Here is a 26,395-nt window from a genome sequence, read left to right as displayed (position 1 = left end):
CCGCCTTCTCCCTGTCATTCGGCACCGCCATTGAGGCGGCGCAACATCACCAGCTTGTTGTCCTTGCCACGCTGGAAGAAGGTCTCCAGTCTGGCCCGGGTATCCCCTACCTCCGCCAGCAGATGGGCCTCGAAGAAGCTGCTCTTGATATCCAGAGCGCCGTCGAGCCCGCTGACGGCTCCCGGCTGGACCGGCATCTGCTCCGTCATCTCCTGTTTGTTCTTCCACCCCTTGTTGGGGCGACTGGTCAGCACCTGCCTGGCGTCGTCCAGCCCAATCTTGCCAAGATAGAGGCCGACCAGCAGGGCCGCCTGTTCCGGCTTGATGGTGTTGATGTTCACCACCAGCTTGTCGTTGGGCAAAGCGCACACATAGGGGGCGAGCCGGGCGTAGAGCTCGCCGCTCATCCCGCGCACCGCCCTGAGCTCGTCCGTGCCCAGCAGCCACTGGTTGCCCACCAGGTAGGGGGGAGTGAGGCCCTCGTAGTAGGCATCCTCCGCGCCGTTGCTGGAAACCAGCTGGGTATCCTTGTCGGTCCAGTCGCGGATGGCGTCGGTGAGCTGCACCGCCTCGTAGTCGTCCACCTCGAGCTCGGCGAGCAGAGCCCGGAACACCTTGAACTGGTAGGGCTGGGCTTCGAGATCGTCGCCGCTCTCCCCCTCCTTGAGCGCCACACTCAGGCTGTTGAGGTTGAAACAGGACTGCAGATCCCGCACCCGGCCGGACAGGGTGCCATCCTCCACCGGGAAGACGCCATCCTCCCGCGCCCAGTTCTGCCCCAGGCTCACCCGGTCGGGATCATCCTTGAAGTCCTGGTTCAGTACCTTGATCACCAGGGCCTCCGCCGACATGGCGTACCACCAGGCCTGTTTACCCAAGGTGAGGTTGGCGGTGCGGCGCAATTCCAGTTGCAACCTGCCGCTCATGTTGCTGGCGATGATCACCATGACCGACAGGATGAGCAGCACCACCAGCAGGGCCATGCCACCCTGGCGGCCCGATCCGGTGAGAGGTCGGCCCCGGCTGTGCTTAATTGCCATTTGCCGCCCTCTGGCCACCGGCTCCAATCAGGAACTGGCGACGTATGGTCCCGTAATCCTCCAGATCCAGCTCCACCGCCAGCCCGCTCGGCAACAGGTCGCGCTGGGTCCACTCCTCCTTCCACTGCTTGTCGTAGAAATAGAGTCGCAGGGCCGTCACTCCGGTCAGCACCGGCTGAATGCGCGGCTCGGTGCCGATCGCGGGATCCGGGTAGAGATAGCTCAACCGCTCCAGTGTCTGCCCCTTGAGCCGCCACCCCACCCGCTGCAAGCCGGAGCGCGGCAGCATGCCGTCCGGGTTGAGCCAGCCGCCACGCATGAAGGCCATGCCCCAGTCGTCGCTCTGCTGGCCAAAGCGGGACGCCGCCAGCAGCACCTTGTTGTTTTCGCCGTCGATGCGGCCGCTGCGCGGCACCATCTGGGTGACATCCCGCTCCAGCAGGCTGAAGGCGAGCTGCAGTTCGGAGAGGCGTACCTCCTTCTTCTTGGCCACCTCGTCGCTGTTGAGCACCCCCTGAAGCACCTGATAGGCCCCCAGGCTGAGCGTGGCGAAGATGGCGATGGCCACCAGCATCTCCAGCAGGGTAAACCCCGCCTGATGCTGGTTGCGGTGCGTGGGCAAAAGCGGATTCAGCGTCCTCGGCTGATGCCGGCTCCGGATCATGGAGACACGTGGATGCAGGTTCATCGGCTGAGATAGGTCCGGATCATGGCCACCGGGCTCTCGGCCTTGGGGGCGGTGCGCACCTCCATGTCCATCGCCCTGAAGTTGCTGTCGGCGGTGGCGACACCGCGATAGCGCCAGTACCAGGTCTGCCCGGCCATCTCTTCATCCCCTTCCACCCAGCTGTCTCCCGGCCACTTGGCCTCGAGCTTCTGCTGCACCAGCTGGTTTTCCACCACCCAGGTCGCCAGCGTCTTCTGCTCCAGATAGTTGAGGCCGGAGAGGTGCTCGCTGGCGGTCTTCATCACCGCCAGGCCCGCGATGGCGAACACCGCCAGGGCCACCATGACCTCCAGCAGCGTCATGCCCCGCGCCCTGGCAGGCCCGCCGGCCAAGCGGGTGACACTTCCCTCCCCGGCCCCTGCTCCCCTGGTGCCCGTCACTCTTCTTCCTCTTCGTCTTCTTGCAGGGATAGGCGACCGAATTCATCCCCCCTGACGGTACGCAGATACTGCTGATCCTCGTCCTGCTGGCGCAGGGTCAACACGAAGGGGGACTGCTCGCCCCCCGGGAAGATGAGGATCTGGGGCGTGCGCTCCTCCTCGTCCCGGGTCTGCTCACGCCGCTCGTCCGACTCCATATTCCAGCCAAAGCCCTCCAGCTCCACGGCCAGAGTCATGGCCTCCGGCAGGGTCACCGGCCCCAGCAGCTTGTCGCCGGTCAGGGCCTGCCATTTTCTGTCCTTGGCCGAGCGGGACATAAACTGCCAGCCGTTGTCCTCGATCCTGAGCCCCAGCAGCCGGCCATCCATCACCGAATACTCCTGGGCCTGTTGCAGGGTCGCCATGAAGCGGCGCGCCTGCTTGTCGAGTTCCCTGTCTCCCCTGGCCCCCCCCATGCTGAGGGTGACGGCGGTGGCCACCAGCCCCATCAGCATGGCGACCAGCAACACCTCCAGCAGGGTAAAGCCCGACTGGCGACAACGGCTCACAGCTCGGGCCCCATCGGCACGGCAGGGATCAACAGCGCCGCCCTCATGCAGGCAGCATCCTCGGGGCGAGACGGCCAGAGATCACTTATTGAAAGTCCTTCAGGTTCCAGTTGCCGATGTCGTCATCGGTCCCGGCTTCGCCGTCCATCCCCGAGCTGAAGATGTCGATCTTGCCAAACTGGCCCGGGCTCAGCAGCTGATAGGGGTTGCCCCAGGGATCCTGCGGCAGACGCTTGATGTAGCCCCCTTCACGGTAGCTGCGCGGCTCCGGGGATGCGGTCGGCTTGTTGACCAGGGCGTCCAGACCCTGCTCCGTGGTTGGATAGCGGTTGTTGTCCAGCTTGTACATGTCCAGGGCATTTTCCAGCGCCACTATGTCGGAGACGGCCTTCTGCTGATCCGCTTTCTCCTTGTTGCCCATCAGGTTGGGCACCACCAGACTGGCCAGGATCCCGAGGATCACGATGACCACCATGACTTCCAGCAGGGTGAAACCGGCTTGACGACGCTTCTGCATTACTATGACTCCCTAACGAAATGAGATGGCGCAGGCCATCAGAAAGTGATCTGTGGGTCGACGGGCCGCCGGGCGGCACCATCGAACACCGGAAACTTACAAATTCACCATGTTGTTGAGCTCCAGGATCGGCTGCAGGATCGACATCACGATAAACAGCACGACCCCGGCCATGGAGACCACCAGCATGGGTTCAAACACCCCGAGGGCGATGTTGACCTGGGTCTCGAACTCCCTGTCCTGGTTGTCCGCCGCCCGCTCCAGCATGCTGTCGAGCTCGCCGCTCTGCTCGCCGGAGGCGATCATGTGCAGCATCATGGGCGGGAAAATTTTGGTTTCGTCCAGCGCCTTGCGCAGACTGGTTCCCTCGCGCACCCGCTCGGTGGCCTCGCCGATGCGCAGGCGAGCGAAGTCGTTGGAGAGCACCTCCCCCGAGATCCGCATCCCCTCCAGCAGGGGTACGGCGCTGGCGTTGAGGATGCTCAGGGTGCGGGCGAAGCGGGCGGTGTTGAGGCCCCGGCTGACCCGGCCGATGACCGGCAGACGCAAGATGACCTGATGCCAGTGACGGCGACGCTTGTCGTCGGTCAGCCACCAGCGCCACACCAGGCCACCGATGGCGAGCAGCAGCAGGAACCAGAGGCCGTAGTGCTGCAGCAGCTCGCTCGTCCCGATGAGGAAGCGGGTGGTCCCCGGCAGCTGCTGCCCCATGTGTTCGAACTGGGCCACCACCTTGGGCACCACAGCAGTCAGCAGTATAGAGATGACGCCGACGGCCACCAGGGTGAGGACGATGGGATAGATCATCGCCTGCAGCAACTTGGTGCGCATGTGCTGGCGCTGTTCGGTGTAGTCGGCCAGGCGGTTCAGCACCTTCTCCAGGTGGCCCGACTTCTCGCCGGCCGCCACCATGGAGCGAAACAGCTGGTCGAACACGTGGGGGAAAGCCCCGAGCGAATCGGCCAATGAATAACCCTCCACCACCTTGCTGCGCACCGTGGCCACCAGGCTGCGCAGGTGAGCCTTCTCGCACTGCTCGGCGACGGCCTTGAGCGCCTCTTCGATGGTGAGACCGGCCCCCACCAGGGTTGCCAGCTGACGGGTGATGAGGGCCAGCTCCGCCGTGCTGGCGCCGCGACGAAACAGCACGAAGCGGTTCGCCTCCCGCTTCGCCTTCTCGGTGGTCTCGTTCACCTCGAGAGGAGTGAGCCCCTGCTCGCGCAGCAGCTGGCGTACCTGGCGGGCGGAATCGCCCTCCATCACCCCGGATTTCTGTCTGCCCCTGGGATCGAGCGCCTTGTATTCGAACGCCGCCATCTCAATCTTCCCGGGTCACGCGCAGCACCTCTTCGAGGCTGGTCTGCCCCTGGAGGACCTTGTCGATGCCGTCACGGCGGATGCTGGGGGTATGGCCCCGGATCAACCGCTCGATGACGAGCTCGCCGCTGGCACTGTGGATCGCCTCGCGCACCGCCTCGTCCACCACCACCAGTTCGTGGATGCCGGTCCGGCCGCGGTAGCCGGTGTAGTTGCACTGCTCGCATCCCACAGGACGCCAGATCTGCTGATCCGGTGCGAGCTCTATGCCCATGGCGAGGCGCTCCTGCTCGGTGACGGGGTGCGAGGTGCGGCAATCCGGACAGAGGGTGCGCACCAGCCGCTGGGCCAGCACCGCCAGGAGCGACGAGGAGAGCAGGAAGGGCTCTATCCCCATGTCCCGCATCCGGGTGATGGCGCCGATGGCGGTGTTGGTGTGCAGGGTCGACATCACCAGGTGGCCGGTGAGGGACGCCTGCACCGCGATCTGGGCGGTCTCGAGGTCGCGGATCTCCCCCACCATCACCACGTCCGGATCCTGACGCAGGATGGCGCGCAGACCGCGGGCGAAGGTCATGTCCACCTTGCTGTTGACCTGGGTCTGGCCCACCCCTTCGAGGTCATATTCGATAGGGTCTTCCACCGTGAGGATGTTGCGATCCCGCGAGTTGATCTCGGAGAGCGCCGCATACAGGGTGGTGGACTTGCCCGAACCAGTCGGGCCGGTCACCAGAATGATGCCATGGGGCTTGCGGATGAGATCGCTGATGATGTTGCGATTAGCGAGCGTCATGCCGAGCTGCTTGAGCTCGAGGCGCACGTTGTTCTTGTCCAAGAGACGCAGCACCACCCGCTCGCCGTAGCTGGAAGGCATGGTGGAGACGCGCACGTCGACGGCGCGGCCGCCGATGCGCAATGAGATGCGGCCATCCTGGGGCACCCGCTTCTCGGCGATGTCCATGCGCGACATCACCTTGATGCGCGACACCAGGAGCGACGCCAGCTTGCGATGGGGGCGCAGGATCTCCCGCAGCACACCGTCGATGCGAAAACGAATGACCAGGGCCCGCTCGAAGGTCTCGATGTGGATGTCGGACGCCTCCTCCTTGATCGCCTCGCTCAGCATGGCGTTGATGAGGCGGATGATGGGGGCGTCGTCGTCGGCGTCCAGCAGATCCTCGCTCTGGGGCAGCTCCTCGGCCAGGGCGAAGAAGTCCATCTCGTTGCCGAGATCCTCCATCAGCTGGCGCGCCTCGGAGGAGTCGCGCTGGTAGTGGGCCATCAGCAGTGTCTCGAACTCGTCGTTGCCAAACTGTTCCACCGCGAAGGCGCAGCCCGCCACCCGCCGCACTTCCAGCAGGGTCTGCGGGGTCACCCCCTGGCGACAGAGCAGCACGGGGGCTCCCTGGCGCTCGGTCAGGATGGCCCCGAAGTTGCGGGCGAAGGCGAACGGCAGCTCCGGCAAGGAGGCCGGCAGCTCGCTGCCATCGAGCTGATACGCGGCCATCAGGGCTTGCTCTGCACGAAGGGTTGCTGCACCTGGGTGCGAACACCGGTGGCGGTGGCCTGCTGCTGCGCCTTCATCCGCTCGATCTGCTGCTGCACCTCGGGGGACATCATCACGTCCTGGCCGTAGGCGGGCAGCACCTGGCGGGGGGGCGAGGTGGCATAACCCTCATCCGCGGCCCGGTTCAGCTGTTCGGCCCTGAACAGGGTGTACTTGTTGCTGGAGACCCCGGTGTAGACGTTGGCGTCACGCAAGATGGTCGGCCGGATGAACACCATGAGGTTGCGCTTGGAGGTGGTGTTGGACGTCGAGCGGAACAGATAGCCCAGCACAGGGATGTCGCCGAGCAGGGGCACCTTGGAGACCTGCTCCTTGGTCTGCTCGTCCATCAGGCCGCCCAGCACCACGGTCTCGCCGCTCTTCACCAGCACGGCGTTCTTCACGGTGCGGGTGTCGAAGGTCGGGCCCAGGTTCGCGGTCCCGGTCGCCTGGGTCTGCGCCACGCTGGAGACCTCCTGCTCGATGTTGAGCAGCACCGAGTCTCCCTCGTTGATCTGGGGCGTCACCACCAGCTTGGTGCCCACCGTCTTGCGCTCTATGGTGTTGAACACCTGATCGCTGGTGGTGGAACTCTGAGAGCCGCTCTGCACCGGCACTTCCTGGCCGACGTTGAAGGAGGCTTCCTTGTTGTCCATGGTGACGATGCTCGGGGTCGAGAGGATATCGTTCTTGGTGTTGGTGGAGAGCGCCGTCACCAGGGCGGCCCAGTCTCCCTTGTAGAAGCCCGCCGCCATGCCGCTGAAATCGCTGAGCAGGCTCTCCAGCCCGTCGGTGTTGCCGTTGTCGTCGTAATCCTTGCCCGCGATGATGGCGGGACCGATGGGCAGGCCGGTGTTGGTGAACTGGGTGCCACCGCCGTTGGCGTTGGCCCACTGCACCCCGAGGTTCAGGCCGTCACCGTCCGACACCTCGACGATGATCGCCTCCACCAGCACCTGGGCGCGGCGAATGTCGAGCTTGGCGATGACCTGCTCCAGTTCGGCCATGACGTCCGGCTGGGCGGTGATGACCAGGGCATTGGTGGTCTCGTCCGCGGAGATGGCGAGCTGGCCACCACCTATGCTGGCACCGGCGGCCGTGGCGGCTGCGCCACCCTTCTTGTCGGCCGCGATGCTGGAGCTCACGCCCTTGAGCACGTCCACCAGATCCTTGGCCTTGCCATATTTCAGGTAGAAGACCCGGGTGTTGCCCTGGCTCTGCAGGTCACGGTCGAGCTGGCGCACCATCTGGATGATGCGGGCACGGGCCTTGGGCTCGCCGCTGATCACCACGGAGTTGGTGCGCTCGTCCGCCACCACCTTGGGAGAGAGCAGCAGGGAAGCGTTGGCCCCCTGGTTGCTGCCATCCTTGTTGAGGTTGGTCACCAGCCGCACCATCTCACCGGCGGAGGCGTACTTCAGCTTGATGACGTCCATCTCCTGATCGCCCGCCTTGTCCACCCGGCGCACCACTTCCACCAGACGATTCACCACGGCGGCACGGCCGGTGATGAGCAGCACGTTGGAGGGCTCGTAATGGACCACGTTGCCGCCGCCGGCGTTGTCGTTGAGCTGGCGCAACAGGGGGGCCAGCTCGCGCACGGAGACGTTGCGCACCGGGACTACCCGGGTCACCATCTCGTCACCCACGCCGGGGTTGCGATCGTCCACCACGGGAATGGCCGAGGTCTTGGCATCCTTGGAACGCACCACCTTGAGCACGCCATTGTTCATGGGCACCACGGCGAAGCCGTAGACGTCGAGCACGCTCAGGAAGAACTGGTAGTACTGCTCCTCGTTGAGCAGGTCGTAGCTGCGCACGTTGATCTTGCCGCGCACCGAGGGCTCGATGATGATGGTCTTGTTGAGGTTCTTGCCGACAGTGTTGATGAACTCTTCGATGTCGGCATTCTTGAAGCTCGCGGAATACTCGGTGGCCCAGGCAGAACCGGCCATCATCAAGGCCGCCGCCATAGTGGCAAGACCCCACCCCTTCCCTTTATTTATCATTCTTGGTGTTACTCCGATTCATTATTCTGACAAGCCGACATACACGTCGTAGAGCTGTCCTTGCCGCTCGACGGTGACGGTCATTTCCGTGGCGCCCGCTACCTGCTGCATCGCCTGCATGGCCTGTGCGTTATCCCGCAGATCCAGGCCATTGATGCTGACCGCCAGATCGTTGGCGACCAGTCCGAGTTGATTGAACAGTTCCGGATTGCGGCCCGGGTTGAGGCGATAGCCGACCATGCGGCCGTCCACCCGGACCGGGGAGATATTAAGATAATCGGTGATCTTGCCAGGATTGCTCAGCAGCTCGCTGCGCACCGCGGTGAGCCCCTCCCCCTGGCGGGCCGCCTTGGGCAGGGGTTTGCCGTACTCTTCCCCGTCCAGCATCAGGGTCTCGTCACGGCCGTCGCGGGCAATGATGACCCGGTCGGCGAACACCTGGCGGATCTTCGCCTGGGTGCCGTCGATGTAATCTCCGATGCCGTAAGAATTCTGTACCCCGTTATGGGAGATGATGGCGATGGATTTGGCCGGATCCGAGCTGGCCAGCACGCCGTTGAGCTGGGCGTTGAGCTGGGTCTTGGGGGCATCGGCTGCGACAGCCTCCGCCATTTTGTCGGCCTGAGGCTGCTGCGCCTTGCCAAACAGCGAGAGGCGGCTGAGGTTGGCAAGATCGAGGCGATCGCCGCCGCGGCCCTGAGCCGAGGTGACGGATGGCTGCCAGGGTGCGCTGCCGGATGGCTGGGCCAGCTCGAACAGGCGCCAGGTGAGCACGGCGCACTGCTGCGCCAGCAACAAGAGCAGCAGCCAGAACAGGGGTTGGCTGAAACGGGAGAGTGGCACTGCCTTGCAGCGAGCCAGAAGGGAGTTCAACAAATCATCCCTGAACGGTAGCGTCATCTTTATCAAAATTGTCTGGCATCCTAGTCGGTTAGCTATTGTGTACGGCAATGGACCCAGAGACAACCGACCGGATGGGACCAAGGGGAGAAAATTCAGATTCCGTCACACCCGCCCCCAGTTTCTATCCCGGGGGTTGCCTCTGGTATAATCATGCACCTTTTCAGTCATCCCGGAGCCGAACCATGCCAAATACAGCACAGAGCAGCCCTCAGGTCCGTCTCGACAAGTGGCTGTGGGCCGCCCGCTTCTACAAGACCCGCAGTCTGGCACGGGATCAGATCGATGGCGGCAAGGTGCATTACAACGGCCAGCGCAGCAAACCGGGCAAGACCGTCGAGGTCGGCGCCCTCGTCCGTTTCTGGCAGGGCCAGGATGAGCGGGAGGTTCGGGTGCTCGAGGTGAGCGAACAGCGCAAGTCCGCCCCCCTGGCCCAGCAGCTCTATGAAGAGACCGAGGCCAGCCTGAAGAGGCGGGCAGAAAACAGCGAGGCCAGACGCTTCAACAGCCAGTTTGCCCCGAGTCCCGAACGCCGCCCCGACAAGCAGGAGCGACGCCAGCTGATCAAGGTCAAGCAATCCTAATCTGCCTGCGTGACCCCTTTATGACGGCAGGTGGAGGAAATAGTTCCTAACCACCTGTTTAACAATGTAATTATTCCCCCAAGCACATCCTAGGAAAACATGATGAGTAACCAAGACCTCCTGTATCGCTATCTGTTCGAAGAGTACGAAGTGCGGGGTGAGCTGGTCCAGCTGGATCATACCTATCGCCACATCATCGACGCCCAGAACTACCCGGTACAGGTGCAGCAACTGCTGGGTGAACTGCTGGTCGCCACCAGCCTGCTGACCGCCACCCTCAAGTTCGAAGGCTCCATCACGGTGCAGCTGCAGGGGGACGGCCCGGTGCGCCTGGCGGTGATCAACGGCGACAACAACCAGCAACTGCGCGGCGTGGCCCGCTACGAGGGTGAGCTGCCGAGCGATGGCAAGCTGCAGAGCCTGATCGGCAACGGCCAGCTGGTGATCACCATCACCCCGGAGCAGGGCGAGCGCTATCAGGGCATCATCGCCCTGGAGGCCGACACCCTGGCGGCCTGCCTCGAGCAGTATTTCGCCCAGTCCGAGCAGCTCGCCACCCGCCTCTGGATCCGCACCGGCCATCACGAGGGCCAGCCCCGCGCCGCCGGCATCCTGCTGCAGGAACTGCCAGCCCAGAGCGAGGATCACAGCGAGGACTTCGATCACCTGGTCCAGCTCACTACCACCATCAAGGATGAGGAGCTGTTCGGTCTGGAAGCGGAAGAGATCCTCTACCGCCTCTACCACCAGGACAAGGTGCGGGTGTTCGATCCCCAGGCCATCGAGTTCCGCTGCACCTGTTCCCGCGCCCGCTGCGAAGGGGCTCTGCTGCAGATAGAGAAGCAGGAGGCGGTGGCCATGGTGCAGGAGCTCGGCAAGATCGACATGCACTGCGATTACTGCGGCGCTCACTATGAATTTGATGGGATCGACATCGAAACCCTGTTCAGCAGGGCTCCCGGTAATGATGCAAACAAGTTACACTAATCAAAGGCGGGCAAAACCCGCCTTTAACTTAAATAACAAAAAAATACCCTATTTTATAAAGTTTGATGGCGATCGCTAAAAACTACCACCTAGGTGGTAGCATGAACGTCAGATAGAACCCTACACACCTCTGAACCCAGGAGAATACAATGACAATCGTGGTAGAACCCACCCTGGCCCAACAACTGAAGCTGGACCAGTACGGTATCAAAAATAGCCAGGAAATCGTTCGCAACCCCTCCTATGAGCAGCTTTTTGCAGAAGAGACTCGCCCTGACCTGGAAGGTTTCGAACGGGGCGTCGTCACCGAGCTCGGCGCCGTCAATGTCAACACCGGCATCTTCACCGGCCGCTCCCCGAAAGATAAATATATCGTCAAAGACGCCACCACCCAGGATACCGTGTGGTGGTCTGACCAGGGCAAGAACGATAACAAGGCGATCACACCCGAAGTGTGGTCACATCTGAAATCCCTGGTGACCAAACAGCTCTCCGGCAAGCGCCTGTTCGTGGTGGACGGCTTCTGCGGCGCCAACCCTGACACCCGCCTGGCCGTACGTATCATCACCGAGGTGGCCTGGCAGGCGCACTTCGTGAAGAACATGTTCATCCGCCCGAGCGAGGAAGAGCTCAAGACCTTCACACCGGACTTCGTGGTGATGAACGGCGCCAAGTGCACCAACCCGAACTGGAAGGAGCAGGGTCTCAACTCCGAGAACTTCGTCGCCTTCAACATGACCGAGAAGATGCAGCTCATCGGCGGCACCTGGTACGGTGGCGAGATGAAGAAGGGCATGTTCTCCATGATGAACTACTTCCTGCCCCTGCGCGGCATCGCCTCCATGCACTGCTCCGCCAACGTGGGCAAGGATGGGGACGTGGCCATCTTCTTCGGCCTCTCCGGCACCGGCAAGACCACCCTCTCCACCGATCCCAAGCGTCAGCTGATCGGTGACGACGAGCACGGCTGGGACGACCACGGCGTGTTCAACTTCGAAGGGGGCTGCTACGCCAAGACCATCAAGCTCTCCGAAGAGGCCGAGCCGGACATCTACCACGCCATCCGTCGCGATGCGCTGCTGGAGAACGTGACCGTGGCGGCCGACGGTACCATCGACTTCGACGATGGCTCCCGCACCGAGAACACCCGGGTCTCCTACCCCATCTACCACATCGACAACATCGTCAAGCCGGTCTCCAAGGCGGGTCACGCCACCAAGGTGATCTTCCTGACTGCCGATGCCTTCGGTGTGCTGCCCCCGGTCGCCAAGCTGACCAAGGAGCAGACCAAGTACCACTTCCTGTCCGGTTTCACCGCCAAGCTGGCCGGCACCGAGCGCGGCATCACCGAGCCGACCCCGACCTTCTCCTCCTGCTTCGGCGCGGCCTTCCTCAGCCTGCACCCGACCAAGTACGGCCAGGAGCTGGTGAAACGGATGGAAGCGGCAGGGGCGGAAGCCTATCTGGTCAACACCGGCTGGAACGGCACCGGCAAGCGCATCTCCATCAAGGACACCCGCGCCATCATCGACGCCATTCTGGATGGTTCCATCGAGCAGGCGCCGACCAAGATCCTGCCGGTGTTCAACCTGGAAGTGCCGACCGAGCTGCCGGGCGTCAATCCCGCCATCCTCGATCCGCGCGACACCTACGCCGACAAGGCCGAGTGGGATGCCAAGGCGGCCGACCTGGCCGGGCGCTTCATCAAGAACTTCGAGCGCTTCACCGACAACGACGAGGGCAAACGCCTGGTCGCGGCGGGTCCGCAGCTGTAATCACGGCCCCAACCTGCATCAATCCCATACCGGTCAGCCCTGCTGGCCGGTATTTTTTTGGCCGATACGCGGCATATGACTCCCGCCAAGCCTTGCCTTGCGCGCCCTCGCGCGTTAGATTCAGCCAAACTTTATACAATATACAATTTTGCAACCTGCCCGTGACGCCAGCATGACCCCACCCTACAAGACCCGCACCCAGATGGTGATGGAGAACCTCCGTGGCCGGATACTGCGCGGGGAATTTCCCGCCGGGGCCCCCCTGCGCCAGGACGCCATCGCCAAGGAGCTGGCGGTGAGCCGCATCCCGGTGCGCGAGGCCCTGATGCAGCTGGAAGCCCAGGGGCTGGTGAAGTTCGAGGCCCATCGCGGCGCCGTCGTCACCATGCTGGACGCCTCCGCCGTCGAAGAGCTCTTTTATTTGCGGGCGCTGCTGGAAGCCGATACCCTGTTTCACGCCGTCGACAAGATGACGGAAGCCACCTTCGCCGAGGCGGAGGCCATCCTCGCCCAGTTTGATCTGGCGCTGGAGTCCGGCACCCAGATCGAACACTGGGCCGAATTGAACCACCGTTTTCACGCCACCCTCTATCAGGTTGCCAATCGCCCCCAGGCACTGGAGCTGATCGCCCAGATCAATCTGAGCTGCGACCGCTATGTGCGTTTCGAACTGCTGTTTGCCCAGGGCGGCGTAGACAAGGCCGAGCGCGAGCACGCCCGGCTGCTGGAGCTGTGCCGCGCCCGGCGCAAGCACGAGGCCGTGGTACTGCTCAAGCAACACATCGAGGCGGCAGGCCAGTCGGTCAGGCAGATCCTGGCGAACAGCCACCACCCATGAACACTCACATCATCACAATCTGGCAATAACGACATGAATCATTTCGAGATTATTGAAACCCGCGTCGCCCAGGTCAGGACCACTCTGGCCACGCTGGAACTGGACGCCTTCATCGTTCCCCACGACGACGAGCACCTGGGGGAATACATTCCCGCCTACGCAGAGCGGCTGGACTGGATCACGGGTTTCAACGGCTCCGCCGGCCTTGCCATCATACTGGCGCAGCGGGCGGCCCTGTTCATCGACGGTCGTTATACAGTACAGGCCCGCATGCAGGCACCGGCCGAGCTGTTCGAGTTCCTTCATCTGGTGGAAAATCCCCACGTGCAGTGGCTGGCCGAACAGCTGCCGTCCGGTTCCCGGGTCGGCTTTGACCCCCGCCTCCACAGCCTGGCCTGGTACCAGAACGCCAGGGCCGTGCTGGCCGATCGCGGTATCGAGCTGATCCGGGTCGACGACAACCCCATCGATCTGCACTGGGTCGATCGCCCCGCCCCGACCAAGAGCCCTGTCATCCTCTACAGCGAGGAGCTGGCGGGCCAGTCCAGCCAGGCCAAGCGCGAGCTGCTGGCCAGCGATCTGCGCAAGCGCGGCCTGGATGCGGTGCTGCTGACCCAGGCCGAGCCCATCAACTGGCTGCTGAACCTGCGCGGTCGCGACGTGGAGCGTCTGCCCGTGGTGCTGGGCTTCGCGGTGCTCTACGCCAACACCACGGTGGACTTCTTCGTCGACACCGACAAGATCGACTGCTTCGCCTTCAGCCAGCACGTGGGCCAGGATGTCTCCGTCTACCCCATCGACAAGCTGGGTGACGTGCTCAAGCGCATCGGCGAGGATCACCAGAAGGTGCTGGCCGACCCCAACACCGCCAACGCCTGGACCCAGCTGGTCATGGAAGAGGCAGGCGCCATCCTGGTGGCAGGTCAGGACCCGACCATGCTGCCCAAGGCGTGCAAGAACGCCGTGGAGCTGGCCGGCATGCAGCGCGCACACCTGCGCGATGGCGTCGCCGTCACCCGCTTCCTCGCCTGGCTGGATCGCCTGATCGCCAGCGGCGAGTTCGACGGTGTGGATGAAGGCACCCTGGCCGATCGGCTCGAGGCCTTCCGCCGCGAGCAGGATCACTATGTGGAGCCGAGCTTCGACACCATCTCCGCACTCGGTCCCAACGCCGCCATGTGCCACTACCGCCACACCAACGGCACCCCGCGCGCCTTCGGCCAGGACAGCATCTATCTGGTGGACTCCGGTGCCCAGTATCTGGACGGCACCACCGACATCACCCGAACCGTCAAGGTGGGTGAGGTGACCGACGAGCACAAGGCGATGTTCACCCGGGTGCTGCAGGGCCACATCGCCCTGGATCAGGCCCGCTTCCCGCGCGGCACCGCCGGCATCCAGCTCGACGTGCTGGCCCGCATGCCCCTGTGGCAGGCCGGCTACAACTACGACCACGGCACCGGCCACGGCGTTGGCCACTTCCTCAGCGTGCATGAAGGCCCGCAGCGCATCGCCCCCAAGGGCAGCCTGGTGGCCCTGCAGCCGGGCATGGTGCTCTCCAACGAGCCGGGCTACTACCGGGAGGATGGGTTCGGTATCCGCTGTGAAAACCTGGTGGTGGTGACCGAGCAGGAAGCCCGCGGCGAACTCGCCATGCTGGGCTTCGAACGGCTAACCTATGTACCGTTCGACACCCGCCTCATCGATCGCAGCCTGCTGAGCCCGGCCGAGTTCCGCTGGATCAACGAATACCACGCCGAAGTCTATCGCCGCCTGAGCCCGCTGCTGGCCGGCGAGGATCTCGCATGGCTGGAGCGGGCGACCAGCCTCCTCTGATGACACAGGGCCTGCGGGCCCTGTTTTTTTGCCTGCGGATTGACCGCCCCTTTCCCCGACCAGGACAGACCCGCTTGCATCGCCCCGCCCGGCCTTCTACCCTGTGCCTCCTTTTTCGCTGCCCGCCGGCAGCAGAGACCCGTGACAGGAGCCCGGATGCACCCGCCCCCCGTTTTACGCATTGCCACCCACGCCGACATGCACGCCATAGGGCGGCTCGACGCCGACATCTTTGGTGAGGATGTCTATCCTCCCTTCTTCTTCCGTCAGGCCATGGATTTGTGGCCCGATCTGCTGATCGTGGCGGAGCGGGAAGGCAGACTGCTGGGCTATGCCCTGGGAGGGCTCGGTCAGGATCGGTCGCAGGGCTGGCTGCTTTCCCTGGCGGTGCGCCCCGAGGCGCGCGGCTTCGGCCTGGCCGAACGCATGATGCTGCAAGTGGAGCAGGGCCTGACGGCGCTGCAGGTTGCAAGGGTCAGACTGACCGTGGATCCGGCCAATCCCGCCCGGCGCCTCTACCTGCGCCTCGGCTATGCCTTGCTGTCCGAAGAGGCGGGCTATTTCGGTGCGGATGAGGATCGCCTGTTGCTGGAAAAGTCCCTGATCTGACGGTCATCAGGGGTGCCGGACGGCGTCCACGCACATACCTGGTTACATTTTGCAGGTTTCATGAGCAACCTGGTTGGCGTAAAGTTGAATCCATCACCAGATTAATCCGATGCCCGCCCAGGAGGCACATCATGTTGAAACGTATTGCCCTCGTCACCCTGCTGGCCGCCACCACCGCCATCACGGGCTGTGCCAACAGCGACGTCTACTCCGGCGATGTCTACACCAAGGATCGCGCCAAGCAGGTGCAGACCGTCAGTTACGGCACCATCATCTCGACCCGCCCGGTCAAGATCCAGGCAGACGAAAACTCCCTGATCGGCACCATAGGCGGCGCCGTGGTGGGTGGCCTGCTCGGCAGCACCATAGGGGGCGGTCGCGGCAGTGACATCGCCGCCGCCGGGGGGGCCATCGCCGGTGCCGCCGCCGGCAAAGCCGCCGGTGACAAGCTCAATCAGGTGGATGGCGTGGAGCTCGAGATCAAGAAGGAGAGCGGTGAATCCATTGTGGTGGTGCAAAAAGCCAGCCCGACCTTCGTGCCGGGTGCCCGGGTCCGCATGACACAGGGCAACGGCACCATCAACGTGGCCGTGGTGAACTGATCCCGCCTGAGTACCTGAAACAACGAGTGTCCAATAAAAAAGGTGAGCCCAGGCTCACCTTTTTGTTGTCTGTCGGGTTTGCTAGCCTGGCCCCCTGCTCGCCTCAGGCATTCAGATGCAGCCAGGCGGCGATGGCCAACTGCAGGCCGACCAGGCTGGCATCGTGGAGCCGGGCCTGGAGTGATGCCGCCTCCCCGGCCGCCTCGGCCAGCAGGCGCTGCTGCACCAGAAGCTCGGGCAGCCAGGCCGGCGCAGGGCTCAGGGCCGCTGCGGCACCGGCCACCAGGGCGCAGCCCTGCAGCATGCCTTGCAACGCCGGTGCCCGCACGGCATCGTCCCCCTCCAGCCAGAGCTGCTCGTGGTGTTGCCAATGCTGCAGGCCTGCCGTGATCCCGGCCTTGCCCTCCGACACCTCGGGCAAGGGCTGCACGGCCAGGGGCTTGCCGAGCCCGGCCAGCCGGTAGCCACGCTGCGCCTTGGACTGGGCCCCCAGCCGCAATCCTCCCAGCGCCGCCAGCTGCTCCGCCAGCCCGAACAGGGCGGCGGGCTCGCCGGATTTGATCTCCAGCTCCAGCTCGTCGATCCCGGAGCGCCCCAGGGCACCGACAATCTCCCCCCGATCCCAGGCCAGCTCGATCAGGGCGCCTTCGAAGGCAACCAGCCAGTGCCGACGCAGGAAGTCGGTGCTGAACTGCGCCACCAGACGGGACTGGATCTCGTCGCGCACCACCGGGCTCGGCCAGATCTCTGCCGGAAAGGCCGACAAGGTGGGCAGGGAACCGTCGATGGGAGCGTTGTACTCGGGTCTGGCATGCAGCCCCCCCACCACCTGACCCCGACACTTGATGGTCTGTTCAGAAAAATGATCGCTGCGGCGGATGCGCAAACCCATGTCGAGCCGGCGCAGATCCAGGGCGGGCGTGTCGAAGTAGACGTTGCCGAGCCTCGCCTGATCGGAGGAGATAATCTCGAGTGAATTCAGAAAGTTGGATAGGGAATCTTGAATATCGCTGGTGACGAAAAACTTTATCTCGATCTCAGTTTGCATAGTCATTCCGGGCGGGCAGGCAACTTTGGGGGGCATGATCTGGGTCGCGAGGATATAATGCCAGCGACAGCTCAGGATTAATTCACGGTTTTATTGATGGCACAGTTCGGTTACCATGCGCCCCTCATAAAATCGTATCGAGTGTTTTTTCACCGACACAGGTTTGGCCATGCCAGTAAATACTATTTTGGGTCTTTTTGCCAAGTCCCCCATCAAGCCGCTGCAGAAGCATATCGTCAAGGTTCACGTGTGCTGCGAGCAGCTCATTCCCTTCTTTGATGCCGTTGCCGAAGACCGCTGGGAAGATGCCGAGAAAATCCGGCAACATATCGCCCAACTGGAAAAAGAAGCGGACATCCTCAAGCGCGAAATTCGCCTGAAACTCCCCCGCGGCCTGTTCCTGCCGGTCGCCCGTACCGATCTGCTGGAGCTCTTGACCCAGCAGGACAAGATAGCCAACCGTGCCAAGGATATTTCCGGCCGCATGCTTGGACGCAAGATGGAATTTCCCACCGAGATGCGTGCCGATTTCATGGCCTATCTCAAACGCTGTATCGATGCGACCGCCCAGGCCGAAAAAGCCATCGAAGAACTCGATGAGCTGCTCGAAACCGGCTTTAAAGGACGTGAAGTTGAAATGGTTGCCGAGATGATCCACCAGCTGGATCTCATCGAGGACGATACTGACACCATGCAGATCGGGCTGCGCCAACAGCTGCAAGCCGTTGAGCACAAATACAATCCGATCGACGTTATGTTCCTCTACAAGATCCTCGAATGGGTAGGTGACCTGGCTGATCAGGCAGAGCGCGTTGGCGCCCGTCTGGAATTGATGCTGGCTCGTTCGTAATCGACTGACTGGGTAAACACTACTAATGGACATTATCGCAAATTACGGCACCACCCTGGTGCTCGTGGCGGCCTTGTTCGGCTTTTTGATGGCCTGGGGCATTGGTGCGAATGACGTCGCCAACGCCATGGGGACATCGGTCGGCACCAAATCCCTGACCATCCGTCAGGCGATCATCATCGCCATGATCTTCGAGTTCGCCGGTGCCTATCTGGCCGGTGGCGAGGTGACGGCCACCATCCGCAGCGGCATCATCGACAGCAACGCCTTCGCCGACACGCCGGATCTGCTGGTGCTCGGCATGATCGCCTCCCTGCTGGCGGCGGGTCTGTGGCTGATCCTGGCCTCCTATTTCGGCTGGCCCGTCTCCACCACCCACTCCATCATCGGCGCCATCGTCGGCTTTGCCGTGGTGAGCGTGGGCCCGGAAGCGGTACAGTGGAGCAAGTTTGGCGGCATCGTCGGATCCTGGGTGGTCACTCCGGCCATCTCGGGCATCATCGCCTACTTCATGTTCATCAGCGTGCAGAAGCTCATCTTCAACACGGACAACCCCCTGGACAACGCCAAGCGTTATGTCCCCTTCTACATGTTCCTGACCGCGCTGGTCATCTGCCTGGTCACCATCAAGAAGGGGTTGACCCACGTCGGTCTGCACCTGAGCAATGGCGAAGGCGTCCTGCTCTCCGTTGCCCTCTCCATCGCGGTGGCATTCGCGGGCTGGCTCTATATCCGCGGCCAGAAGTACAACCCGAAAGATGATAGCAAGATGCACTTCGCCAACGTGGAGAAGGTGTTCGGCATCCTGATGATCATCACCGCCTGTGCCATGGCCTTCGCCCACGGCTCCAATGACGTGGCCAACGCCATTGGCCCGCTCTCCGCAGTCGCCTCCATCGTGGCGGCCGGCGGCGAGATCGGCGGCAGCTCCCACATCGCCTGGTGGATCCTGCCCCTCGGCGGCATCGGCATCGTCATCGGTCTGGCCACCATGGGCGAGAAGGTGATGGCGACCGTCGGCACCGGTATCACCCACCTGACCCCGAGCCGTGGCTTCGCCGCCCAGCTGGCGACCGCCGCCACCGTGGTGATCGCCTCCGGTACCGGCCTGCCCATCTCCACCACCCAGACCCTGGTGGGTGCGGTCATGGGCGTGGGTCTGGCCCGCGGCATCGCGGCGCTGAATCTGGGCGTGCTGCGCAACATCGTGGTCTCCTGGGTCATCACCCTGCCCGCAGGCGCCATCCTGGCCATCGCCATCTTCTATGTGCTGCAGGCCTGCTTCTCCTAAGCAGTCCAGGCCGCACGAAAAAAAGCCCGGGTCACAGACCCGGGCTTTTTTTATGTTTCTCTGTTGTCTCAAACGGTCGATGATGCGCCGCCAATCGGCCCCGCAGCGGCAACTACTCCTCGATAAAGGTCCACTCGTCGCGCACCCGGCTGATGGCGTCGAGCCGGCGCTTGGCGAGTTGCTCGCGGATCGCCTCCCCCTTGAAGCCCGCCGCCACTATCTCCTTGACCGGCACCGCCAGGGCCGCGTCCAGGGCCTGGGCGACGTAGTCCGGCTGGCTGTAGACCTTCTCTTCGAAGCCGGTGCGACCGTGGAAATCGGCGCGGCAGGCATCCAGCAACTGGGCAAAACGCTCCGGCTTGCGCCAGGCATCCGCCTTGTCGAACACCTTCAGCAAGGTCGCCGGCTTGAGCTCGAAGGCAATGTGAATGTGGGTATGCAGATCGCTCACCAGCAGCGCGAGATCGCGGCACTCGTTCGGTACCCGGAAACGCTCGCAGAAGTCGCGAATGAGGGGCAGCCCCTTCTGGCCATGACCGTGGTGACTGGGCCAGAACGCCGGCGGCGTCACCCCCTTGCCAAAGTCGTGGCACAGGGCGGCGAAACGCACCGCCAGTTCGGGGGAGAGGCGGCACGCCTGCCCCAGCACCATCATGGTGTGGATGCCGGTGTCGATCTCCGGGTGCCACCTGGCAGGGGCCGGCACGCCGAACAGGGCATCCAGTTCGGGGAAGAGCGCCTTGAGGGCGCCGCATTCCCGCAACACCTCGAAGAAGACCTGGGGCGTCGGACCAAGCAGCACCTTCTCGAGCTCCTTCCAGACCCGCTCCGGGGTCAGGTGGGCAAGTTCCCCAGCGGCCGTCATCTCACGCATCAGCCCCAGCGTCTCGGGGGCCACCACGAAGCCCTGTGCATGGAAGCGAGCGGCGAAGCGGGCCACCCGCAGGATGCGCAGGGGATCCTCTGCAAACGCCGGGGAGACGTGGCGCAGCACCCGCCGCTCCAGATCCTGGATGCCGCCGTAGGGGTCGTGCAGCTGTCCCTCTTCATCTTCGGCGATGGCATTGATGGTGAGATCCCGGCGCAGCAGGTCCTGCTCCAGCGTCACCTCGGGGGCAGCATGGCAGACGAAGCCGGTATAGCCCTGCCCCTGCTTGCGCTCGGTGCGGGCCAGGGCGTACTCCTGCTGGGTCTTGGGGTGCAGAAACACGGGGAAGTCGCGGCCGACCTGGGTAAAGCCCAGCGCCAGCATCTGCGCCACAGTGGCACCGACCACCAGGTGATCCCTGTCACCCTGCGGCAACCCCAACAGGCGATCCCGAACCGCCCCTCCGACCAGATAAATCTGCACGCACACTCTCCCTCGATAAACCTGTCACCATGATACCGCTTTTGTCCGCCAGAGACGATGAGAGGCCGCCACGGCGTCGCCCGCCAACCCTGTGCCGTTGTTCTATGCTCCGGGTGCCATCCACCCGGAGTTCGAGCCGGCCCCTCTTATGGACCCCGGGTCTTTGACATCCCTCTGGGGAGGCTTTAACCTCCCGCCCATAACAATGGAATGGATCCTTATGTACACACAGTTCTTCGGTCTGTCGGAGCCCCCGTTCTCCATCTCGCCCAACCCCAAATACCTCTACATGAGCGAGCGTCACGGGGAGGCCCTCGCCCACCTCAGCTACGGGTTGCAGGACGGTGGCGGCTTCGTGCTGCTGACCGGGGAAGTGGGTACGGGCAAAACCACCGTCTCCCGCTGCCTGCTCCAGCAGCTGCCCCCCGAGACCGAGATCGCCTACATCCTCAATCCTTCCCTGACCGAGCGGGATCTGCTGGCCGCCATCTGCGACGAGTACCAGCTGCCCTACGCCGACGAGGCCAGCCTCAAGCAGCTGTTCGACCTCATTCGCGATCACCTGCTGGCCAACCTGGCGGCGGGCAAACGCAGCGTGGTCCTGGTGGATGAAGCACAGCACCTGCTGCCCGGCGTGCTGGAGCAGTTGCGCCTGCTCACCAACCTGGAAACCGACGACAAGAAGCTGCTGCAGGTGGTGCTCATCGGCCAGCCCGAGCTGCAACAGATGCTGCGCCAGCCCCTGCTGCGCCAGCTGGCCCAGCGCATCACGGCCCGCTACCACCTGCTGCCGCTCTCCCGCCAGGACGTGGATGCCTACGTGCGCTTCCGGCTGCAGGTGGCAGGTTGCATCCAGCCCCTCTTCACCCCGAGGGCCATCCAGACCCTGCACCGTCTCTCCGGCGGCATCCCGCGCCTCATCAACCTCATCTGCGATCGCGCCCTGATCGCCGCCTTCGCCCGCGGCAGTCACAAGATAGTGCACGGCGACATCAGCCAGTCCGCGTATGAGGTAAGCGGCATTCGTGACGAAGGAAGCTGGCAGTCTGGCCTTGCCGTCACCCTGGGCGGAGCCCTGCTGGTGGCCGCCGGTTGGTGGGGCTGGCAATTCGTTGGCATCTTCCCGGAGCGCCCCCTGATCAAGGTGGAAGTGCCGGTGAAGATAGACGACACCCTGGAGCAGCAGGAACAGCTGACCCGCGCCATCAATCAGGCGCTGGAGCCGGACGTCGCCATGCAGAATCTCTACAAGGTGTGGGGCTACCAGACCGAACTGGAAGAGGCGTCCTGTGACAATGCCCCCCGTGCAGGGCTGCGCTGTCAGGAAGGAGAAGCGACCCTGGCCCAGTTGCAGGCCCTGCAGTACCCGGCCCTCATCAGCCTCACCGACGAGACCGGCGGCATCTATTATGCCACCCTGGTGAGCCTGGGGGCGGACAAGGCCAGCCTGCTCATCGGCAACCAGAGCTGGCAGGTGGACAGACAGTGGCTCTCCGATGCCTGGGGCGGCAGCTATACCCTGCTCTGGCGCATGCCCAAGGGCAACGTGACCCTGATCGGCAACAACGCCGGCGCCACCCAGGTGCAGTGGCTGGACAACGCGCTCAACCGCGCGATGCAGCAACCGGATCGCAAGGTGAGCCGCTTCGACGCAACCCTCAGAAACAAGCTGCTGCAGTTCCAGCGTGATCAGGGGCTGACCCCGGACGGCATCGCCGGCAGCAATACCCTGCTGCGCCTGAACGCGCTGTCGGGTGAACCCATGCCCAGGCTGGAGGATGAATCCCTGCGTGCCAGCACCCCGGTCGATCTCGACACCGTGGCGGATGACGCCATGGATCCCCAGGTAGAGGAGGCCTCCTGATGTCCACCTTGCTCAAGGCCCTGCGCCGGGCCGATCAACCCCAGTACACCGCCCACACGCCACTCATGGGCCTGCCCGTGACCCAGGAGGAAGAAGCCAACCGCAGCTGGATCTGGTGGGCCCTGGCCCCCCTGGCGCTGGCGATGGGCGCCGCCGCCAACTATGGCTGGCACCTCTATCACCTCAAACCCATCGAGCAGCAGGTCGAGATCAAGGAGGTGGTGACGCCACCCTTCGTGCGGGTCGAGCCCAGGCCGATGATCACCCGTCCGCTGCCACCGCCTCTGCCCGAACCCGTGGTCGCCCCCAGGCCCGCGGCCGCGCCGGCCACGGCCACCGCCAGCCAGGGCGAGAGCCTGGCCGAGCGCCTCATGGCCGCCCTCAACAACACCCCGCTGGTGGAAGAGACGGCGCCGCAAACCCAGGTTAGCGCCATGCCCCTCAGCGCCCTGGCCCCCGCCCTGAAGCAGCAGATTCCCCCGCTGGCCTACGGTGCCCACAACTACTCCTCCGATCCGGCCAAGCGGGCCGTGGTGCTCAACGGGCGGGAGTGGCACGAGGGGAGCGAGATAGCCCCGGGCGTGCTGCTGGCGGCCATCGCCCAGGACTACATCATCCTGCAGGTCGGCGGCCAGCATGCCAGCCTCAAGGCGCTGCAGGACTGGCGCGGCTGACCCCTGGGCCGAGGGGCCGGACTGACCGCCATCCATTCAGAGGGAGCCTAAGAGCTCCCCTTTTTAATCAATAACATGAGTGCAACGTGAGCAATTCGAACGACACCACCTTCGCCACCCGCATCCTGGACTGGTACCAGGTCCACGGGCGCAAGACCCTGCCCTGGCAGCAGGACAAGACCCCCTACCGGGTCTGGATCTCCGAGATCATGCTGCAACAGACCCAGGTCGCCACCGTCATCCCCTACTACGAGCGGTTCATGGCTCGCTTCCCCGACGTGCTGGCACTGGCGAATGCCCCCATCGACGAGGTGCTTCACCACTGGACCGGGCTCGGCTACTACGCCCGTGCCCGCAACCTGCACAAGGCTGCCCAGCAGGTGCGCGATCTGCACGGCGGCCTCTTCCCGGAACGGCTGGAGGAGGTGATGGCCCTGCCCGGCATCGGCCGCTCCACCGCCGGCGCGGTGCTCTCCCTGTCCCTGGGCCAGCCCCACGCCATCCTGGACGGCAACGTGAAGCGGGTACTCACCCGCTGGCTGGCGCTACCCGGCTGGCCCGGCCAGAAACAGGTGGAGAACGATCTCTGGGAGCTGGCAACCCGCCTCACCCCGAGAGTCGGCGTCGCCCAGTACAACCAGGCCATGATGGACATGGGGGCCACTGTCTGCACCCGCAGCAAGCCCGCCTGCGAGCGCTGCCCGGTGCGGGACGATTGCCAGGGGCTGTCGCAGGGCAAGCCCACCGACTACCCCCACGGCAAACCGAAGAAGAGCATCCCGGCCCGCAGCGGCATCATGCTGATCATCCGCCAGGGGGAGCAACTGCTGTTGGAGAAACGCCCGCCGCAGGGGATCTGGGGCGGGCTCTACTGCTTCCCGCAGGTGGAGTCCCTCGCCGAGGTGGCAGACCGCCTGCAAGATCTGGGGCTGGATGGCTCCGAGTATCGGGAACTCGCTGGATTCCGCCACACTTTCAGTCACTTCCACCTCGACATCCGTCCCTTGCTGATCGAAATGGCTGCGCCGCCGCCCCCCATGCTCATGGAAGCGGATACCCGACTCTGGTATAACTTACGCCATCCTGCCGAGGTGGGGTTGGCGGCCGCGACAGCCCGCCTGCTCGCCTATCCGGACTTACAACCCTGACTTGCAACCACAGAGGTCAACATGAGCCGTACCGTATTTTGCCAGCGTCTGAAGAAAGAGGCGCCGGGTCTCGATTTCCAACTCTACCCCGGTGAACTCGGCAAGCGGATCTTCGACAACATCAGCAAGGAAGCCTGGGCCGATTGGCAAAAGAAGCAGGTGATGCTGATCAACGAGAAGAAGCTGAACATGATGAACCTCGAGCACCGCCAGTTGCTGGAAAAAGAGATGATCAGCTATCTGTTTGATGCGGGTGAAGTCCAGATCGACGGTTATACCCCTCCCAGCCAGTGAATGGAGAGGGTGCCAGACGATGGCACTTCTCCTGGTTCAAGCCAATCAGTGACGGGTGGCCCGGCCGCCCGGTTTGAGGATCCCTATGGGCCGACTTTTCTGGCTGCTGTGCGCCTTGCTGTTTCTCTCTGCCTGCTCATCCTCTCCCCAGCCCAGCGGGAACGACGATGATGATCTGGTCAACGGCAAGGACGTGCGCGGCTTCGAGCACATGATCAGTGCACTCTCCCACAACGTGAACGAGATCTGGGGGCGGGAGGCGCTGTTCGCAGGCAAGTTTGACTACGTCAAATACACGGATCAGTACAAGAGCCGTGCCCACATCGACTTCTCCAGTGGTCACATCATGGTGGAGACGGTCTCCGGCATCGAGCCCCGTGCCCACCTGCGCCGCGCCATCATCGAAACCCTGCTGACCCCGGACGATCCGGCGGAAGTGGATCTCTATTCGGACAGGGAGATCATGACAGGTGGCGAACCCTTCCTCTATGGCCAGGTGCTGGACAACCAGGGGCAACCCATCCGTTCCGGCTGGCGAGCGGAGCGCTATGCCGACTATCTGCTCGACACGGCGATGAAGAAGCGCACCCTGGGGATCCGCAACATCTTCTTCATCGACATCCCCATGGTGGCAAACCACGAGGACAGGCGGGGCTACAAGTACGCCAGCATCATCCGCGACGCCTCCCGCAAGTACGGGGTCGCCGAGAGTCTGATCTATGCGGTGATCAAGACGGAGAGCAGCTTCAACCCCTATGCGGTCAGCCATGCCAACGCCTATGGCCTGATGCAGGTGATCCCGGCCACCGCCGGGCGGGATGTCTATGTGCGGGTCAAGGGCAAGAACGGTCAACCCACCCGCGAGGATCTGTTCAACCCGGCCTACAACATCGACGTGGGGACCGCCTATCTGCACCTGCTGCAGACCGTCTATCTGGCGGATATCCAGGATCCCCAGTCCCGTCGCTATGCGGTCATCTCCGCCTACAACGGCGGCGCCGGCGGGGTGCTCAACACCTTCTCCAGCAACCGCAAGGTGGCCCCCGACATGATCAACCGCCTCTCCCCCGAGGCGGTCTATCAGGTACTGACCGAGCAGCACCCCAAGGCGGAGGCGCGCCGCTACCTCTACAAGGTCAATCAGGCCGAGAAGGGGTTCAAGCGTACCGTCGCCAGCCGGGCCGGCTGACGGCATCCAAAGAAAGAGGGGCGCTGATAGCGCCCCTCTTTCTGTTGACTCTCTCACTTGGCGATAAAGCCGCCCTTGCTCCGGGGTGCCTCTCCCACCTTCTCCAGGTGCTCCACCTCGACTTCTGTCTTGTTCCAGCTGTGATCCACCTCGCCACGCACGCGGATCAGATCGTCCGGACCCACTTCGGTGCCGCGCCACACATCCTCGTCCACTTCCACTTCCACCTCTCCGCTGCCATCGCGGAAGAGATAGTTTTCACCGCCGAGATGCTTGACCAGCTTGCCTTCCAGGGTCACCCACTGGTCATCGGCCACGTCTTTCAACTGGGCGACCGACACCTTGTTCTGCTCCTTGGGGCCTGTGTAGGCCGCCATGGCGAAGGAAGAGACGGACATCAGTGCCACCAGGGCGATTGCCTTTGCTTTGTTCATTTCATGCTCCTGTCATTGGGGAATGCAGGCATCTTGC

General features: G+C 63.6%; 26 protein-coding genes. 14 read left to right on the top strand and 12 right to left on the bottom strand.

Annotation, left to right across the window (positions count from 1 at the left end):
• Positions 1 to 14: 14 nt before the first annotated feature.
• From exeK to exeC, 9 genes are all read right to left on the bottom strand, one after another.
• Complete coding sequence (exeK, locus tag I6L45_RS09330; RefSeq protein ID WP_216984040.1) at positions 15 to 1,040, bottom strand: GspK family T2SS minor pseudopilin variant ExeK; 1,026 nt, start codon at positions 1,038 to 1,040, stop codon at positions 15 to 17.
• A complete protein-coding gene (exeJ, locus tag I6L45_RS09325) occupies positions 1,030 to 1,704 on the bottom strand; it encodes a GspJ family T2SS minor pseudopilin variant ExeJ (protein ID WP_216984193.1) in 675 nt (224 codons plus the stop codon). Before exeJ ends, exeK begins: the two co-directional genes overlap by 11 nt.
• A gap of 20 nt (positions 1,705 to 1,724) precedes the next feature.
• Entirely contained in the window at positions 1,725 to 2,069 is a 345-nt protein-coding gene (gene exeI / locus I6L45_RS09320) for a GspI family T2SS minor pseudopilin variant ExeI (protein WP_216984039.1), read from the bottom strand.
• 74 nt (positions 2,070 to 2,143) lie between these two features.
• Positions 2,144 to 2,695, bottom strand: a complete 552-nt coding sequence (exeH, locus tag I6L45_RS09315) for a GspH family T2SS minor pseudopilin variant ExeH (protein WP_043763045.1) — start codon at positions 2,693 to 2,695, stop codon at positions 2,144 to 2,146.
• Between the two features lie 85 nt (positions 2,696 to 2,780).
• Positions 2,781 to 3,212: a GspG family T2SS major pseudopilin variant ExeG gene (exeG, locus tag I6L45_RS09310; RefSeq protein ID WP_043763043.1), complete on the bottom strand. Its 432-nt coding sequence runs from the start codon at positions 3,210 to 3,212 to the stop codon at positions 2,781 to 2,783.
• 96 nt (positions 3,213 to 3,308) lie between these two features.
• Positions 3,309 to 4,529, bottom strand: coding sequence for a GspF family T2SS innner membrane protein variant ExeF (gene exeF, locus I6L45_RS09305; RefSeq protein ID WP_043763040.1), 1,221 nt, complete (start codon positions 4,527 to 4,529; stop codon positions 3,309 to 3,311).
• Position 4,530: 1 nt separating this feature from the next.
• Positions 4,531 to 6,036 (bottom strand): GspE family T2SS ATPase variant ExeE, encoded by a 1,506-nt coding sequence (exeE, locus tag I6L45_RS09300; protein ID WP_216984038.1) that lies wholly within the window; start codon positions 6,034 to 6,036, stop codon positions 4,531 to 4,533.
• A complete protein-coding gene (gene exeD / locus I6L45_RS09295) occupies positions 6,036 to 8,084 on the bottom strand; it encodes a GspD family T2SS secretin variant ExeD (RefSeq protein WP_216984037.1) in 2,049 nt (682 codons plus the stop codon). Before exeD ends, exeE begins: the two co-directional genes overlap by 1 nt.
• 21 nt (positions 8,085 to 8,105) lie before the next feature.
• Positions 8,106 to 8,960 carry a GspC family type II secretion system variant ExeC gene (exeC, locus tag I6L45_RS09290; protein ID WP_289711742.1) on the bottom strand — a complete coding sequence of 285 codons (855 nt, stop codon included), beginning with the start codon at positions 8,958 to 8,960 and terminating at the stop codon, positions 8,106 to 8,108.
• A gap of 209 nt (positions 8,961 to 9,169) precedes the next feature.
• On the opposite strand from exeC, the gene hslR reads away from it, so the two are divergent.
• The 7 genes from hslR (at position 9,170) to I6L45_RS09255 (ending at position 16,215) form a co-directional block, all read left to right on the top strand.
• Entirely contained in the window at positions 9,170 to 9,568 is a 399-nt protein-coding gene (hslR, locus tag I6L45_RS09285) for a ribosome-associated heat shock protein Hsp15 (RefSeq protein ID WP_043763034.1), read from the top strand.
• 102 nt (positions 9,569 to 9,670) lie between these two features.
• Positions 9,671 to 10,555 (top strand): Hsp33 family molecular chaperone HslO, encoded by an 885-nt coding sequence (hslO, locus tag I6L45_RS09280; protein ID WP_216984035.1) that lies wholly within the window; start codon positions 9,671 to 9,673, stop codon positions 10,553 to 10,555.
• Positions 10,556 to 10,704: 149 nt separating this feature from the next.
• Positions 10,705 to 12,330, top strand: coding sequence for a phosphoenolpyruvate carboxykinase (ATP) (gene pckA / locus I6L45_RS09275; protein WP_216984034.1), 1,626 nt, complete (start codon positions 10,705 to 10,707; stop codon positions 12,328 to 12,330).
• Between the two features lie 172 nt (positions 12,331 to 12,502).
• The gene (locus I6L45_RS09270) at positions 12,503 to 13,168 is read left to right on the top strand and encodes a GntR family transcriptional regulator (RefSeq protein ID WP_043763026.1); all 666 of its coding nucleotides are present in this window, start codon (positions 12,503 to 12,505) and stop codon (positions 13,166 to 13,168) included.
• A 33-nt stretch (positions 13,169 to 13,201) separates the two neighbouring features.
• Positions 13,202 to 15,004 carry an aminopeptidase P family protein gene (locus tag I6L45_RS09265; protein ID WP_216984033.1) on the top strand — a complete coding sequence of 601 codons (1,803 nt, stop codon included), beginning with the start codon at positions 13,202 to 13,204 and terminating at the stop codon, positions 15,002 to 15,004.
• Between the two features lie 156 nt (positions 15,005 to 15,160).
• The gene (locus I6L45_RS09260) at positions 15,161 to 15,613 is read left to right on the top strand and encodes an N-acetyltransferase (RefSeq protein WP_216984032.1); all 453 of its coding nucleotides are present in this window, start codon (positions 15,161 to 15,163) and stop codon (positions 15,611 to 15,613) included.
• A 131-nt stretch (positions 15,614 to 15,744) separates the two neighbouring features.
• Positions 15,745 to 16,215 carry a glycine zipper 2TM domain-containing protein gene (locus I6L45_RS09255; RefSeq protein ID WP_043807879.1) on the top strand — a complete coding sequence of 157 codons (471 nt, stop codon included), beginning with the start codon at positions 15,745 to 15,747 and terminating at the stop codon, positions 16,213 to 16,215.
• Between the two features lie 103 nt (positions 16,216 to 16,318).
• Here the strand turns inward: I6L45_RS09255 and I6L45_RS09250 are convergent, their stop codons facing one another.
• Positions 16,319 to 17,263 (bottom strand): inorganic triphosphatase, encoded by a 945-nt coding sequence (locus I6L45_RS09250; RefSeq protein ID WP_216984031.1) that lies wholly within the window; start codon positions 17,261 to 17,263, stop codon positions 16,319 to 16,321.
• 169 nt (positions 17,264 to 17,432) lie between these two features.
• On the opposite strand from I6L45_RS09250, the gene I6L45_RS09245 reads away from it, so the two are divergent.
• Positions 17,433 to 18,113 (top strand): TIGR00153 family protein, encoded by a 681-nt coding sequence (locus tag I6L45_RS09245; RefSeq protein WP_216984030.1) that lies wholly within the window; start codon positions 17,433 to 17,435, stop codon positions 18,111 to 18,113.
• A 25-nt stretch (positions 18,114 to 18,138) separates the two neighbouring features.
• Positions 18,139 to 19,404 carry an inorganic phosphate transporter gene (locus I6L45_RS09240; protein ID WP_043763010.1) on the top strand — a complete coding sequence of 422 codons (1,266 nt, stop codon included), beginning with the start codon at positions 18,139 to 18,141 and terminating at the stop codon, positions 19,402 to 19,404.
• A gap of 112 nt (positions 19,405 to 19,516) precedes the next feature.
• Here the strand turns inward: I6L45_RS09240 and I6L45_RS09235 are convergent, their stop codons facing one another.
• Positions 19,517 to 20,755, bottom strand: coding sequence for a multifunctional CCA addition/repair protein (locus I6L45_RS09235; RefSeq protein WP_216984029.1), 1,239 nt, complete (start codon positions 20,753 to 20,755; stop codon positions 19,517 to 19,519).
• Positions 20,756 to 20,975: 220 nt separating this feature from the next.
• Between I6L45_RS09235 and I6L45_RS09230 the strand changes: the two genes are divergently transcribed.
• The 5 genes from I6L45_RS09230 (at position 20,976) to mltC (ending at position 25,924) form a co-directional block, all read left to right on the top strand.
• Complete coding sequence (locus I6L45_RS09230) at positions 20,976 to 22,619, top strand: ExeA family protein (protein WP_216984028.1); 1,644 nt, start codon at positions 20,976 to 20,978, stop codon at positions 22,617 to 22,619.
• Complete coding sequence (gene exeB, locus I6L45_RS09225; RefSeq protein ID WP_043763000.1) at positions 22,619 to 23,293, top strand: GspB family T2SS assembly factor variant ExeB; 675 nt, start codon at positions 22,619 to 22,621, stop codon at positions 23,291 to 23,293. The genes I6L45_RS09230 and exeB overlap by 1 nt, the downstream gene beginning before the upstream one ends.
• Positions 23,294 to 23,379: 86 nt before the next feature.
• Positions 23,380 to 24,441 carry an A/G-specific adenine glycosylase gene (mutY, locus tag I6L45_RS09220; RefSeq protein ID WP_216984027.1) on the top strand — a complete coding sequence of 354 codons (1,062 nt, stop codon included), beginning with the start codon at positions 23,380 to 23,382 and terminating at the stop codon, positions 24,439 to 24,441.
• 21 nt (positions 24,442 to 24,462) lie between these two features.
• Complete coding sequence (locus tag I6L45_RS09215) at positions 24,463 to 24,735, top strand: oxidative damage protection protein (protein WP_043762993.1); 273 nt, start codon at positions 24,463 to 24,465, stop codon at positions 24,733 to 24,735.
• 85 nt (positions 24,736 to 24,820) lie between these two features.
• Complete coding sequence (gene mltC / locus I6L45_RS09210; RefSeq protein ID WP_216984026.1) at positions 24,821 to 25,924, top strand: membrane-bound lytic murein transglycosylase MltC; 1,104 nt, start codon at positions 24,821 to 24,823, stop codon at positions 25,922 to 25,924.
• Positions 25,925 to 25,977: 53 nt separating this feature from the next.
• Here the strand turns inward: mltC and I6L45_RS09205 are convergent, their stop codons facing one another.
• Positions 25,978 to 26,358: a YgiW/YdeI family stress tolerance OB fold protein gene (locus tag I6L45_RS09205; RefSeq protein WP_216984025.1), complete on the bottom strand. Its 381-nt coding sequence runs from the start codon at positions 26,356 to 26,358 to the stop codon at positions 25,978 to 25,980.
• Positions 26,359 to 26,395 lie beyond the last annotated feature (37 nt).

The sequence above is a fragment of the Aeromonas sp. FDAARGOS 1415 genome, assembly GCF_019048365.1.
Taxonomy (GTDB): Bacteria; Pseudomonadota; Gammaproteobacteria; order Enterobacterales; family Aeromonadaceae; genus Aeromonas; species Aeromonas taiwanensis.
Note: the sequence above shows the minus strand (reverse complement) of the source record. Positions and strands in the feature narration are given on the sequence as shown.